Genomic DNA, 13,223 nt, shown 5'->3' on the forward strand with positions numbered 1-13,223 from the left:
CAACTTCACGTAAACATATTGGGTTGGTCACGCCATTGTTTAAGTTTATTATAGTCTTCTGTATTTAATTCATTGTTTTCTCTCATAATCTTAATAAGTTCATTATATGTTGCCAGAGAATGAGTTCGGTACCCTTTCTTTTCAAAAGCTTCCTTGGCAACTTGCAAATCATAATTAAAAATCGATAATACTTCTACGACTTGTTTACCACTATCACGAATCGCTTCGCTTGAGGCAATCGATGATTTTCCTGTTGATATAAGATCTTCGATTACGATCACATTCTCCCCTTGAGTAAGATCTCCTTCAATCTGATTTCCTTTTCCATGCTTTTTTGCCTCGGAGCGCACATATACCATCGGAAGATTTAAACGATCGGCCACCCAAGCCGCATGAGGAATTCCTGCGGTTGCACAACCGGCAATCATATCAACTGGCTCTTCAAGTTGGTTTATATAATAGACAAAAGCATCAATAATTTCATTTCTCACTTTAGGATAAGACATTGTGAGACGATTATCACAATAGATAGGAGATTTTAATCCTGAAGTCCAGGTGAAGAATTTTTGTGGACTAATTTGCACCGCCCCGATATTAAGTAACTGAGCCGCGATATTGTTTTTTTCCATGCAAAAACTCCTCCTTTATTTGGTCATAAGTACGTCGTGGATCCTTTGCTTGAGTAATGCTTCTGCCAACCACGATGGACTGGCTTCCCGTCAATCCAGCCTCATATGGTGTGGCAACCCGTACTTGATCATGAAGATCGTCATCAGCTTGTCTAATTCCAGGTGTTAACTTTAAAAAATCGGAACCGCAGTTCTTCTCGATTTGTTTAACTTCCTTTACCGAACATACAACCCCATCTGCCCCGCTATTTTTAGACAATTGAGCGTAATGAGCCACAACCTCTTCCATTGAATGATTCGTGAGTAATTCTTTTTTCAGCATCGTCTCATCAGTTGAAGTGAGCTGAGTAACAGCCAATAAAAGAGGGCGATCTCCTTGTGAACCTTCTGTTAATCCTTCTATAGCAGACTCAATCATACGGCTTCCGCCTTGAGTGTGTACATTGACCACATCAACTTCAAGAGAAGCCAAATTTTTCATCGCACGCTTTACGGTTGCTGGTATATCATGTAATTTTAAATCAAGAAAAACTGGATGTTCACTTTGTTTTAATTCCTTGATAATCGATGGACCTTCCTTATAAAACAACTCCATCCCTACTTTAACGGGTACCTTTGCGAGATCATTCATTTCTAAGAACTTCAATGTCTGCTGTTTATTCTCAAAATCAAGAGCAACGTATAGTGGATTGATAGCTTTAATAATGAGCCCCTCCAATCGCCTCTTCAACAGAATCGAATCCAAATTTCTTAAGCGCATCTGGCAATTGGTCAATTAAATCCTTACAAACGTTAGGGTTTTTAAAATTTGCACTGCCTATAGCTACAGCACTCGCTCCAGCAAGCAAATATTCTACAATATCTTCTGTCGTCTCTATTCCGCCCATGCCGATAATCGGCAAATCAACTTCCTTATACACTTGATGAATCATCCGAATGGCTACAGGTTTGATCGCTGGACCTGATAGTCCCCCTGTTTGATTAGCAATAATTGGTTTTCTCGAAGTTGGATCAATTTTCATTCCAGTTAACGTATTAATCATTGATAAACCATCAGCACCTGCTTCTTCTACAGACTTAGCTAAGCCTACAATGTCCGTCACATTTGGAGATAACTTAATATATACCGGAAGATTGCTCACTTCTTTCACCTTGCGCGTCACTTCATATGCCAAGGTAGGGTCTGTTCCAAACTGGACGCCTCCCTCTTTTACGTTTGGGCAAGATATATTAATTTCAAGGGCATGTACCCCACTTCTGGAAAGTTCGTGTGCTACGGTAATATATTCCTCAATTGTACTACCGGCCACATTAGCAATAATCGGTGTTTTAAACGGATATAAGAAAGGCAGTTCATCCTTTATAACCCCATCTACTCCCGGATTTTGTAAACCGATAGCATTCAACATTCCACTTGCTGTTTCAGCCACTCTCGGCGTTTGATTACCAAACCTTTTTTCTACTGTAGAAGCTTTTATAATGATCGCTCCTAATACAGATAAATCATAAAACTCGGCAAATTCTTTTCCAAAACCAAAACACCCAGAGGCAGGCATGATTGGATTCTTTAAGTCTAAACCTGGTAGTTTAACGTTCATCATCATTTGAGAACAACCTCCTCAGGACGGAAAACAGGACCATCACTGCAAACCTTAACATAACCTTTCCCGTCCTCCTTGGCTGGTGTTTCAAGAACGCAGGCGAAACATGCTCCGATTCCACAACCCATCCGTTCTTCTATAGAAATATAGCCCGGAACTCCTTTAAGTTTTTCTTTCACATTTCTTAACATGATTGTAGGGCCACACGTGAAGTATGTGTCGATATTTTCCAGTGATGGCAAGGCATCGGTTACAAACCCTTTTGTACCTACAGTGCCATCATTCGTTGTCACATGGACCTTGCCAAGAGATTCAAATTCTTTCACATAAAACATATCCTCTTCTGAACGAAAACCTAATACACTAGTCACTTCTATTCCTTTGGCCGTTAACTGCTTAGCTAGAAAATACAAAGGAGGGATACCAATTCCCCCTCCAATGAGAAGAGCTTTACTATTATTAATGTCTTGGACCGGAAAGCCTTTGCCTCCTGGTCCTACAATATCAATTTTTTCTCCTGCTTTTTTATGGGTTAAGGCATCCGTACCTTCTCCCATTACTTTATACAATAACGTAATCGTTCCTTTAACTGGACTTACATCGGCGATTGATACAGGACGACGCAAGAAATACTGTTCACTTACTTGGATATGAACAAATTGTCCCGGGCTATCCACTAGTGTCGCTATTTCTCCTTGAATCTCTAACAAGTACGTTTGAGAAGCTATCAGTTGGTGATTAATAATCGTCATCCATTCTCGTATCATCGATTAAACACCGCCTCTTTTTTATCAATTGTCCGAGCAGTAAATGTCATCGCATCGATTACTTCTACAATTGTTTTAGCTGTATCTAAGCTAGTCAAACAAGCTATTCCATGTTCAACGGCTTCTCTCCTTATTAGGAATCCATCCGAACGGGAACGACGCCCTTTATTTATCGTATTTACGACAAACTGAACATCCCCATTTCTAATTAAGTCAATAATATCGCGTTGTTCAGACCCTAATTTGCCAACAGCTTCTACTGGAATATCCGCTTCCTGTATCGTTTGAGCGGTTCCTTCCGTAGCGAACAGATGAAAACCTAGCTGATGAAAAGTCTTTGCAATCCCGACCATTTCACCTTTGTCTTTATCAGCTACAGTTAGTAATACAGAACCTTCTGTGGGAATTTTCAAACCGGCTGCTGTCATTCCTTTATAGAGTGCCTTTTCTAAGCTCTGATCATAGCCGATTACTTCACCAGTTGATTTCATCTCTGGCCCAAGCGTAGTGTCTACACTTCTTAACTTTTCAAAAGAGAACACAGGCACTTTCACATAAACTCCCTCTGGTTTTTCAGCCATTCCTGATGCATAGCCAAGAGTGCTTAGCTTTTCACCCATAATAACTTTTGTAGCCAACTGTGCCATAGTTATTCCGGTAATTTTACTTAAGAAAGGAACGGTTCGACTAGCCCGTGGGTTAACTTCAAGAACATATGCTGTCTCGTTTAAAATAACGAATTGAATATTAATTAACCCTTTCATATTTAGTTCTGTGGCTATTTTCACCGTTGCATCAACACATTGCTGTTCAAGTGCTGGTGTCAGACGCTGAGTAGGATAAACTGCCATGGAATCTCCCGAGTGGACACCTGCTCTTTCAATATGTTCCATAATTCCAGGAATAACCACATCATTTCCATCGGTAATTGCATCGACTTCAATTTCCATTCCCGTTAAATACTTATCAACTAAGATGGGATGACCATTATGGACTCGCACATTTTCTTTCATATAATTGGTCAATTCTTCTTCGGAATAGACAATTTCCATTGCTCGCCCCCCTAGGACGTAAGAAGGCCGAACAACGACAGGATAGCCAATTTCATTTGCAGCTTCAATAGCTCCTGCTTCACTTGTCACACTTTCTCCCCCTGGTTTAGAAATGTTCAACTTATTGAGGAGTTGTTCAAATAAATCACGATCCTCTGTTTGATTGATCGCATCCATTGTTGTCCCTAGAATATTTACTCCGAAGTGGTTTAATCCATCGACAAGATTAATTGCGGTTTGCCCACCAAACTGAACAATCACTCCCTCAGGCTGTTCTAAATCAATTACATGCATGACGTCTTCTAAGGTAAGTGGTTCAAAGTAAAGCTTGTCGGATACACTGAAGTCGGTTGATACAGTTTCTGGGTTATTATTCATTATAATCGCTTCATAACCTAACTCTTTTAGTGCTAAAACCGAATGAACGGTAGCATAATCAAATTCTACCCCTTGTCCAATTCGGATTGGACCTGAACCAATCACCAATACTTTCTTGTTCGGAGTGACCACCGACTCATTTTCCTCTTCATACGTACTATAGAAATAAGGAGTTTCTGAAACAAATTCCCCTGCACACGTATCTACCATTTTATAAACAGGATGAATACTATGATCATTACGGAAATTCATTACTTCAATTTCTGTCGTTGAAAGCAGGCGAGCAAGCTGTGAATCTGAAAGACCTTTCTCTTTAGACTCTTTAATGATATCCAGATTCCAAGGGCTTTCTTTCAGCTGATTTTCCAAATCAATAATGTTTTGTAACTTCATTAGGAAGAATAAGTCAATCCCCGTTACATCATGAATTTCTTTTATAGTTATTTCCCTGCGCAAGGCTTCCGCTATAATATAAATACGTTCGTCATCCGCTTTTTTCATTCGAACGAACATTTCTTCTATACTTAAGCTGGCCACTGAATCGACGTAAAGATCTTCATTCTCTCCTTCTAAGGAACGAACTCCCTTTAATAAAGATTCTTCAAGGGTCCTGCCTATTGACATTACTTCTCCCGTTGCTTTCATCTGCGTTCCTAGTTTGCGGTTACCTTTCGCAAACTTGTCAAAAGGCCAACGAGGAATTTTCGATACAACATAGTCTAAGGCTGGTTCGAAACAAGCATATGTTGTTCCTGTAATAGGATTTTTTATTTCCTCCAACGTCATTCCTACGGCAATTTTAGCTGCCATTTTAGCGATCGGATATCCCGTTGCTTTAGAAGCTAAAGCTGATGAGCGACTAACGCGCGGATTCACTTCAATTACATAGTATTGGAAGCTGTCAGGATCTAAAGCTAACTGAACGTTGCAACCTCCCTCAATTTCTAATGCGCGAATGATTTCTAAAGATGCATTTCTTAGCATCTGATATTCCCGATCACTTAACGTTTGTGAGGGGGCAAAGACAATGGAATCGCCTGTGTGAATACCGACAGGGTCAAAATTCTCCATATTACAAACGACAATGGCCTGGTCATTGGAATCACGCATCACTTCATATTCAATTTCTTTAAATCCTGCAATGTTTTTTTCGATTAAGCATTGATTCACAGGTGATAGGGCAAGACCAGTTCTAGCAATCTCTCGCAGTTGTTCCTCATTGTCGCACATTCCACCTCCTGCTCCTCCCATTGTATAAGCAGGGCGGACAATAACTGGATAGTCAATTTTCTCAGCAAACCTCAAAGCTTCATCTACCGTATTTACGATGTCACTGTCAGGAACAGGCTGGCCCATTTCATGCATGAGTGAACGAAATTTTTCTCGATCTTCCGCCTTCTGAATCGCCTTTAATGGTGTACCTAACAAGTCCACACTGTACTGTTCTAGAATACCTGATTCGCTTAACTCCACCGCCAAGTTTAACCCTGTTTGTCCTCCAAGTGTCGGTAAAATCGCATCCGGTCGCTCTTTCCTTACAATTTTCATTAAGAATTCTGAAGTTAACGGCTCCATATATACTTTATCTGCAAACGTATGATCAGTCATTATGGTTGCAGGATTTGAATTGGCCAGAATCACCTCATACCCCTCATCTTTTAATGCCTGACAAGCTTGTGTTCCTGAATAATCAAATTCAGCTGCCTGCCCAATAACAATCGGTCCAGATCCAATAACTAAAATTCGTTGAATATCAGTTCGTTTAGACATATAAAGCCTCCTTGTCTTTCTTTTGAGATTGCTTGATTCGATCTAAAAACTCGTCAAATAAATACGATGTGTCATCAGGACCAGGAGAGCTTTCAGGATGGTACTGCACACTAAATACATTGTTAGTCGCATGTTCTAGTCCTTCAACTGTATCGTCATTTAAAGAAACTTGGGTAACTCTGAGCTTAGTAGATTGAACAGATTGAACATCAACGGCATACCCATGGTTCTGAGAAGTAATTCTGGTTTTGTTAGAACGAAGATCCTTGACTGGTTGATTAACACCTCTATGTCCAAACTTCATTTTACTCGTATCAGCACCAGCAGCTAGAGCAATTAACTGGTGTCCAAGACAGATTCCAAACACCGGAACTTGACCAACAAGCTGTCGCATCGTTTGAATGGCTTCAGGAACGTCTTTTGGATCTCCTGGTCCATTAGAAAGCATTACGCCATCCGGTTTTAACCTTAATATCTCCTCCGCTGTCGTGTGATATGGAACGACAGTCACATGACAATTTCGCTTTGTAAACTCTCTCAAAATACCATGCTTCATTCCGAAATCAATTAACACAATTCGATATCCGCGACCCGGAACAACGTATGGTTTAACCGTTGACACTTGTTTCACTTGATCTGTCGGGAGTGGGGTTTCCTTCATCATATTTACTATTTTCTCCACCGATTGATCTATAGAAGTGATCATTGCTTTCATTGCACCATGTTGTCGAATGATTTTTGTTAGTTTTCTAGTATCAATTCCGCTAATCCCTGGAATCTCTTTTGCTTTCAGGTAATCATCTAGGGTTTCTTCACTTCTGAAATTTGAAGGATGATCACAATGCTCTTTTACAATAACACCTAAGATAGCTGGGTTGACCGTTTCGAAGTCATCTCGGTTAATACCGTAATTCCCAATTAAAGGGTACGTAAAAGTTACAAGCTGTCCACAATAAGAAGGATCCGAAATAACTTCTTGATATCCGGTCATTCCCGTATTAAATACAACCTCACCATAACTTTCTTGATCGCTGCCAAATCCTTGTCCGATAAATGTAGTGCCGTCTTCTAGTACGAGTTGCTTCATTTAGAATTCTCCTCCCATACAATTTGTCCATTAACGATTGTTAAAACAGGCCATCCTTTGACGTCCAGACCGTGAAAAGGTGTGTTTTTTCCTTTAGAAACAAAGTCAAAACGATTGATAGTTTTTGAATCTTCTAGATTAATAAGTGTGACATCTGCAACTGAACCTTCTTTAAGTGTTCCGAATGGTAATTTAAACACATTGCTTGGTGCTTTCGTTAACCAATAAATAAGTTGTTCTAAACTAATGACTTCGTTTTTAACTAAATGACTATAAAGAAGTGGGAAAGCTGTTTCTAATCCGGTAATACCAAACGGTGATTTAAGTAAACCCTCCTGCTTTTCTTCCTCTGTGTGTGGAGCATGATCTGTAGCGATACAGTCTATAGTTCCATCGAGGAGTCCATCAATCAAAGCCTGTTGATCTTCCTTAGACCGAAGCGGTGGGTTCATTTTGAAAAAGGCATCATCAGCTTTGATATCGTCTTCCGTCAGAAGGAGATGATGTGGTGTGACTTCTGCCGTTACATGAATTCCTGCTCTTTTAGCATCGCGTATGACACGAACAGATTCTTTGGTTGAAACGTGACATACATGATAGTGACAGTTTGCAGCTTCCGCTAAAAGAACATCTCTAGCAATATGAACAGACTCTGCAATGTTTGGGATTCCCGGAACATCAAGCCTTTTACTAACTTCTCCTTGATGAACAACACCATTGTAGACGAGTGAGTTGTCTTCACAATGGGCAACAATTATTTCATTTAGTTTAGAGGCTTCAAGCATCGCTTCATACATAACTCCTGCTTCTTGCACACCAACACCGTCATCGGTAAAAGCAACCGCTCCAGCCGCTTTTAGTGCTCCGAAGTCAACCATATCTTCTCCAAGTTGACGCGTAGTAATTGAAGCATATGGAAGTACTCGAACGACCGCATTCTTTTGAATGTTTTCCATTAACTGTTCCATTGTGTCCGCTTGATCAGGAACAGGGCGTGTATTTGGCATCGCACACACAGTGGTAAAACCTCCTCGAGCAGCAGCTTGAGTTCCTGTTGAAATGGTTTCCTTTTTCTCCCCTCCTGGTTCTCTTAAATGAATGTGTAAGTCTACTAAACCTGGGGTTAGCAGGTGACCATTAGCGTTTATCACTTGCTCGGCTGTTCCTTGTACCGTCTCGTCTATTTGACTAATTACTCCTTCTTCTATCAATAGTTCACAAGTTTCCAGTTGCCCTTGAATTAAACGTTTTGCATTTGTAATCTTTAAAGACATGTTATATTTCCTCCTTCAATAAAGTTTGGATAATAGCCATTCTGATCGCTACACCATTAGACATTTGGTTAAAAATTCTGGACCGGTCACATTCAACTAAAGATGACTCAATTTCCACCCCGCGATTAACAGGCGCAGGATGCAGAATAATACTTCCCTCTTTCATTCGTTTCTCTCGATCTGCCGTTAAACCATAGTGAGATAAATAATTTTCATTAGATACGTGTTGTTCATGCCGCTCACACTGCACTCTTAAAAGCATGAGTACATCACTAGTTTCGACTGCGTCATCCATAGATATATAGTTGTGCGAAACGGTTGGATCTTGCCACTGCGGCGGAGCTACAAATAATACGTCAGCCCCAAGCATTCTTAATGCATGAGCATTTGATCTCGCTACGCGACTATGTTTAACATCCCCTGCTATCGTTACTTGAAGACCTTCAAATGAAGGAAACTCTTCAGCAATCGTGAACAAATCAAGCAAACATTGAGTGGGATGCTCTCCCATCCCATCCCCTGCATTAATAATTGATAAGGATAGATTTTGTGATAATTCATCTAAAATTCCTTGCTGTGATTGACGTAAAACAACTAGCTGTACCCCTATAGATTCTAAAGTCTTTAACGTATCTCTTAAGCTTTCACCTTTTGTTAAACTGGAATCCGCACCATTCACATCTACAACATCAATACCCAGACGTTTTTCTGCGATATAAAAACTGTTCTTTGTCCTCGTACTCGGTTCTAGAAAGATATTCGCGGCAAAAGCATGAGGTGCCTCCCATTCGTTATTACTAGATTTAACTTCCCGGGCTCTAGAAAATAGTTGTTGAATATCGGATGTATCTAATTCATTCATCGATAATAAGTGTTGCATCTTCTCATCTCCTTATAGTAAAAAAACACCCCCGGATGTCCGGGGGTGCTGCATTCGTTAGATAACGAATAAGCTAATCCCAAGTACACCCTTTAAAGTCTCACAGGACTTTGTTAAAACGCGATCTTGTTTAGTTTAAGCTGCTCCACTATTCGATGGTTGTTCTTCCACATCTGGTTCTTCAAACATACGACCGTTACCTTGGCTTTTTTCTTTATCTGGCAGAATTAAGTTTAGAATTACTCCTATGATAGCTGCCAAAGCCATACCTTGAATTTCCAGCCCTTCTGTAACTTGAATCATCGCTCCACCCACTCCGATGACGAGGATGACTGATGAAATAATTAAGTTGCGTTTCTCACCAAAGTCGACTTGATTATCTATTAACATTCTTAGACCACTTGAAGCTATCGTACCGAATAGCAAGATTGATACGCCTCCCATTACAGCTGAAGGAATAGATCCAATAATGGCAGTGCTCATACCGACAAACCCGAAAAAGATTGCAAAAACTGCTGCGCCTCCGATGACGAAAACACTATATACTCGAGTGATCGCAAGTACACCAATATTCTCACCGTAAGTCGTATTTGGAGGACCCCCTAAGAAGGAAGACATGATCGTCGCAACTCCATCTCCCAGAATGGAACGATTCAGTCCTGGATTTTTCAAAAAGTTACGTCCTACAACTTTGGATAGTACCATTTGATCACCAATGTGCTCTGTAATGGTTACAACGGCAAAGGGGACCATGATGAAAACAATTTCCCAGCTAAATACGGAAACAGGCGAGAAATCTCTAAAAGGAATGAGAAATTCAGGCATTTGAAAGACTGCTTGTAACACTCCTCCAATAGAGGCTTGAGACGTGATGTTTGTCCATTCTGCAACGATCCCGCTTGTATCGACAATGCCTTGACTAAGAGCAAAAGCATAACCACCTAAAATCCCAATCAGGATGGGTAGTAAGCTTAAAAATCCTCTGAAAAATACTGTTCCTAGAATTGTAATACCCAAAGTGACAAGGGCCACCATGAAATGTGTAGCACTATAAACTTGCTCATCACCCGGTAGGTACATCGCCATATCAATCGCAGTTGACGCTAGTCCAAGACCGATAACGATAATTACTGGACCTACAACGACAGGGGGTAGAATATTCATAAGCCATTTCATACCAAACACCGTGATTAACAATGAGATCAACCCATAAACAAGGCCTGCTAAAAAACTACCTATCATCGCACCTGCGATCCCATGTGTATTAGAAACTTCCATAATAGGATAAATAAATGCAAAGCTTGAGCCTAAATAGGCTGGAATTCTGCCCCTAGTAATCAATAGGTAGGCAAGTGTTCCAAATCCACTTGAAACTAGAGCTACAGCCGGTGATAGCCCCGTCAGGAAAGGTACGAGAATGGTAGCTCCAAACATGGCAAATAAATGTTGTAAACTTAATGCTAACCATTTAGGTAATTTCGGTATTTCTCTTACGCCAACTGCTGTCTCTTTTGATTGCATTGTCCATTCCTCCTCTTTTTCCCATAAAAAAACCTCTTCGCTTAAAAGTTCGCAAAGAGGTAGACGTATCTTCAAGACACGCTGTACTTACGACCTTTTAAGTCTCTCAGGACTTCTTTAAAGGTATATACAATTTATTTTTCATAGATTACGACTTGGTCGGCTTGATCCGTTTCTGATAATCCAACTGTTACAACTTCATTTTGCGATGTAGGTATATTCTTTCCTACATAGTCTGCTGTGATTGGTAACTCTCTATGTCCCCGATCAACTAAAACAGCTAGTTGAATTTGAGAAGGACGTCCATGGTCCATTAGTGCATCCATTGCGGCACGCACAGTTCGACCCGTATATAATACATCATCAACTAAGATGACTTTCTTATGAGTGATATCCACTGAAATATTAGCTTCCTTTACATCTGGATCTACCTGATAACTTTTATCTTCCAAGTCATCACGATATAGCGTAATGTCTAAGTCGCCACCAGCGATCGGTTGCCCTTCTATGCTTTCAATCTTTTCTTTTAAACGATCGGCAATTGGTACACCCCTAGTTTTAATCCCTACTAGGACCAAGTCTTCGATGCCCTTATTTTTCTCAATGATTTCATGTGAGATTCTCGTGAGTGCGCGCCGTATGGCAGCATCATCTAAAACGGTAGCTTTTTTATCCATAATTCCGACCTCCATACAAATAGCCCTTTTCCGCATAAGGGCAGAAAAGGGCTTTGTACACACACGAATTGTGTGGTCCGAATACCTTTCCAGCCTCACGGGACTGTTTTTAAAGGACTGTATATTTCTTATAGTGAATTATGACAAACATAGCGGTGTTTGTCAACTTTTGTTGCGAAGATAATGGAGCGCTTTTGTGAACTCCTCTGGAGGATTCGCTTGAAAATGCAACCATTCTCCAGATCGAGGATGTTCAAAACCAATCGATTTAGCATGAAGCGCTTGTCCATTAAGATCCAATGTTTTTCTAGGACCATACTTTGGATCTCCTGCTAACGGATGGTTAATATACCTAAGGTGAACACGAATTTGGTGTGTTCTTCCAGTTTCTAGTTTACATTCCACATATGAGAAGTCTTTAAAATGTTCTAACACTTGAAAATGCGTCACTGCCTCGCGTCCTTCATTAACAACGGCCATTCGTTGACGCTCTTTAGGATCCCTGCCAATTGGAGCATCGATTGTTCCATATTCGTGAGAGATCATGCCATGAACAATCGCAAGGTATTTACGTTCCACCGACTTATCCACTAATTGCTGAACAAGAGATTCGTGAGCTTTGTCGTTTTTCGCTACCATTAGAAGCCCACTCGTATCTTTATCAATTCGATGCACAATCCCTGGCCGCTCTACTCCATTTATGCCTGAAAGATCCTGACAGTGATATAAAAGAGCATTAACGAGCGTACCATTATCGTGTCCTGCTGACGGATGAACGACCATTCCTGACGGCTTGTTAACGACAACCACATCTTCATCCTCATAAACGATATCAATATCTATATTTTCAGCTGCTAAATCCATCGGCTTCGTTTCAGGAACAACCCAATTAATTTCATCGCCTTCCTGAACTTTATAGTTACTTTTGACGAACATACCATTCACTTGCACGTAATCCTCTTTTAACCAGGATTGCACTTGTGAACGTGATACATCTTCAATTACTTCTGCTAAAAGTTTATCGATTCTCTTTGACTGATCTGATTCGATGACTCTATACATATCTTTCATTAGGAAGTACTTCCTTTCTTTCTACGCTCATCGACAAAAGTAGCAATCATAACTAAAATGACACCAATGACGAGAGCTGAATCGGCTATATTAAAAATTGGATAATTGTAAGATCCGATATATACATCAAAAAAATCTACGACTTCTTTACGAAATAAGCGATCGATGAAATTACCTATAGCTCCTGCTAATAATAATGCTAAAGCTATTCCCACAAATCGGCTACCTTTTGCATATTGATTCATATAGTAGATAATCACACCTACAACAATCACCGTAACGATGTAGAAAAACCACATTTGTCCCTGAAGAATACCCCAGGCTGCGCCTGTGTTTCGATGAGAGGTTATGTAAAAGAAATTTTCTATTACAGGAATTGATTCGCGCAACTCCATTTGCTGAGCTACAATCCATTTAGTTAGTTGGTCCAAGATAATAATGGCGCCAGCAAATAAATAATATAACCACATAGACGAGCCTCCAACTTTTATTTTCCCTAGCTATTGTACCATATCT

The 13,223-nt window shown here is 40.3% G+C and carries 12 protein-coding genes; all 12 read right to left on the reverse strand.

The window, feature by feature from the left end; translation table 11 throughout:
* Positions 1-5: 5 nt before the first annotated feature.
* Positions 6-629, reverse strand: a complete 624-nt coding sequence (gene pyrE / locus ACFQIC_RS05305) for an orotate phosphoribosyltransferase (RefSeq protein ID WP_204707877.1) — start codon at positions 627-629, stop codon at positions 6-8.
* Positions 595-1,323, reverse strand: a complete 729-nt coding sequence (gene pyrF / locus ACFQIC_RS05310) for an orotidine-5'-phosphate decarboxylase (RefSeq protein WP_390216990.1) — start codon at positions 1,321-1,323, stop codon at positions 595-597. Before pyrF ends, pyrE begins: the two co-directional genes overlap by 35 nt.
* Before the next feature lie 4 nt (positions 1,324-1,327).
* Positions 1,328-2,230: a dihydroorotate dehydrogenase gene (locus tag ACFQIC_RS05315; RefSeq protein ID WP_204708024.1), complete on the reverse strand. Its 903-nt coding sequence runs from the start codon at positions 2,228-2,230 to the stop codon at positions 1,328-1,330.
* The gene (locus tag ACFQIC_RS05320) at positions 2,230-2,997 is read right to left on the reverse strand and encodes a dihydroorotate dehydrogenase electron transfer subunit (RefSeq protein ID WP_204707879.1); all 768 of its coding nucleotides are present in this window, start codon (positions 2,995-2,997) and stop codon (positions 2,230-2,232) included. The genes ACFQIC_RS05315 and ACFQIC_RS05320 overlap by 1 nt, the downstream gene beginning before the upstream one ends.
* Complete coding sequence (gene carB, locus ACFQIC_RS05325) at positions 2,994-6,197, reverse strand: carbamoyl-phosphate synthase large subunit (protein ID WP_204707880.1); 3,204 nt, start codon at positions 6,195-6,197, stop codon at positions 2,994-2,996. Before carB ends, ACFQIC_RS05320 begins: the two co-directional genes overlap by 4 nt.
* Positions 6,190-7,284, reverse strand: a complete 1,095-nt coding sequence (locus ACFQIC_RS05330) for a carbamoyl phosphate synthase small subunit (protein WP_204707881.1) — start codon at positions 7,282-7,284, stop codon at positions 6,190-6,192. The genes carB and ACFQIC_RS05330 overlap by 8 nt, the downstream gene beginning before the upstream one ends.
* Positions 7,281-8,558, reverse strand: a complete 1,278-nt coding sequence (locus ACFQIC_RS05335) for a dihydroorotase (protein WP_204707882.1) — start codon at positions 8,556-8,558, stop codon at positions 7,281-7,283. The genes ACFQIC_RS05330 and ACFQIC_RS05335 overlap by 4 nt, the downstream gene beginning before the upstream one ends.
* A gap of 1 nt (position 8,559) precedes the next feature.
* Positions 8,560-9,438, reverse strand: a complete 879-nt coding sequence (locus tag ACFQIC_RS05340) for an aspartate carbamoyltransferase catalytic subunit (RefSeq protein ID WP_204707883.1) — start codon at positions 9,436-9,438, stop codon at positions 8,560-8,562.
* 135 nt (positions 9,439-9,573) lie between these two features.
* Positions 9,574-10,959, reverse strand: coding sequence for a solute carrier family 23 protein (locus tag ACFQIC_RS05345; protein ID WP_204707884.1), 1,386 nt, complete (start codon positions 10,957-10,959; stop codon positions 9,574-9,576).
* Between the two features lie 134 nt (positions 10,960-11,093).
* A complete protein-coding gene (pyrR, locus tag ACFQIC_RS05350; protein ID WP_204707885.1) occupies positions 11,094-11,636 on the reverse strand; it encodes a bifunctional pyr operon transcriptional regulator/uracil phosphoribosyltransferase PyrR in 543 nt (180 codons plus the stop codon).
* Between the two features lie 162 nt (positions 11,637-11,798).
* Positions 11,799-12,707, reverse strand: coding sequence for an RluA family pseudouridine synthase (locus tag ACFQIC_RS05355; protein WP_204707886.1), 909 nt, complete (start codon positions 12,705-12,707; stop codon positions 11,799-11,801).
* Positions 12,707-13,177: a signal peptidase II gene (gene lspA, locus ACFQIC_RS05360; protein ID WP_204707887.1), complete on the reverse strand. Its 471-nt coding sequence runs from the start codon at positions 13,175-13,177 to the stop codon at positions 12,707-12,709. Before lspA ends, ACFQIC_RS05355 begins: the two co-directional genes overlap by 1 nt.
* Between the last annotated feature and the right edge of the window lie 46 nt (positions 13,178-13,223).

This window comes from Halobacillus seohaensis, from assembly GCF_042663045.1.
GTDB classification, from domain to species: Bacteria; Bacillota; Bacilli; order Bacillales; family Halobacillaceae; genus Halobacillus_A; species Halobacillus_A seohaensis.

What these genes read in the sequence shown, in the direction of transcription:
- lspA (WP_204707887.1), bottom strand. Translation starts at nt 13,177, where the DNA reads ATGTGGTTATATTATTTATTTGCTGGCGCCATTATTATCTTGGACCAA.
- carB (WP_204707880.1), bottom strand. Translation starts at nt 6,197, where the DNA reads ATGTCTAAACGAACTGATATTCAACGAATTTTAGTTATTGGATCTGGA.
- pyrR (WP_204707885.1), bottom strand. Translation starts at nt 11,636, where the DNA reads ATGGATAAAAAAGCTACCGTTTTAGATGATGCTGCCATACGGCGCGCA.
- ACFQIC_RS05340 (WP_204707883.1), bottom strand. Translation starts at nt 9,438, where the DNA reads ATGCAACACTTATTATCGATGAATGAATTAGATACATCCGATATTCAA.
- ACFQIC_RS05355 (WP_204707886.1), bottom strand. Translation starts at nt 12,707, where the DNA reads ATGAAAGATATGTATAGAGTCATCGAATCAGATCAGTCAAAGAGAATC.
- ACFQIC_RS05345 (WP_204707884.1), bottom strand. Translation starts at nt 10,959, where the DNA reads ATGCAATCAAAAGAGACAGCAGTTGGCGTAAGAGAAATACCGAAATTA.
- pyrE (WP_204707877.1), bottom strand. Translation starts at nt 629, where the DNA reads ATGGAAAAAAACAATATCGCGGCTCAGTTACTTAATATCGGGGCGGTG.
- ACFQIC_RS05335 (WP_204707882.1), bottom strand. Translation starts at nt 8,558, where the DNA reads ATGTCTTTAAAGATTACAAATGCAAAACGTTTAATTCAAGGGCAACTG.
- ACFQIC_RS05330 (WP_204707881.1), bottom strand. Translation starts at nt 7,284, where the DNA reads ATGAAGCAACTCGTACTAGAAGACGGCACTACATTTATCGGACAAGGA.
- ACFQIC_RS05315 (WP_204708024.1), bottom strand. Translation starts at nt 2,230, where the DNA reads ATGATGAACGTTAAACTACCAGGTTTAGACTTAAAGAATCCAATCATG.
- ACFQIC_RS05320 (WP_204707879.1), bottom strand. Translation starts at nt 2,997, where the DNA reads ATGATACGAGAATGGATGACGATTATTAATCACCAACTGATAGCTTCT.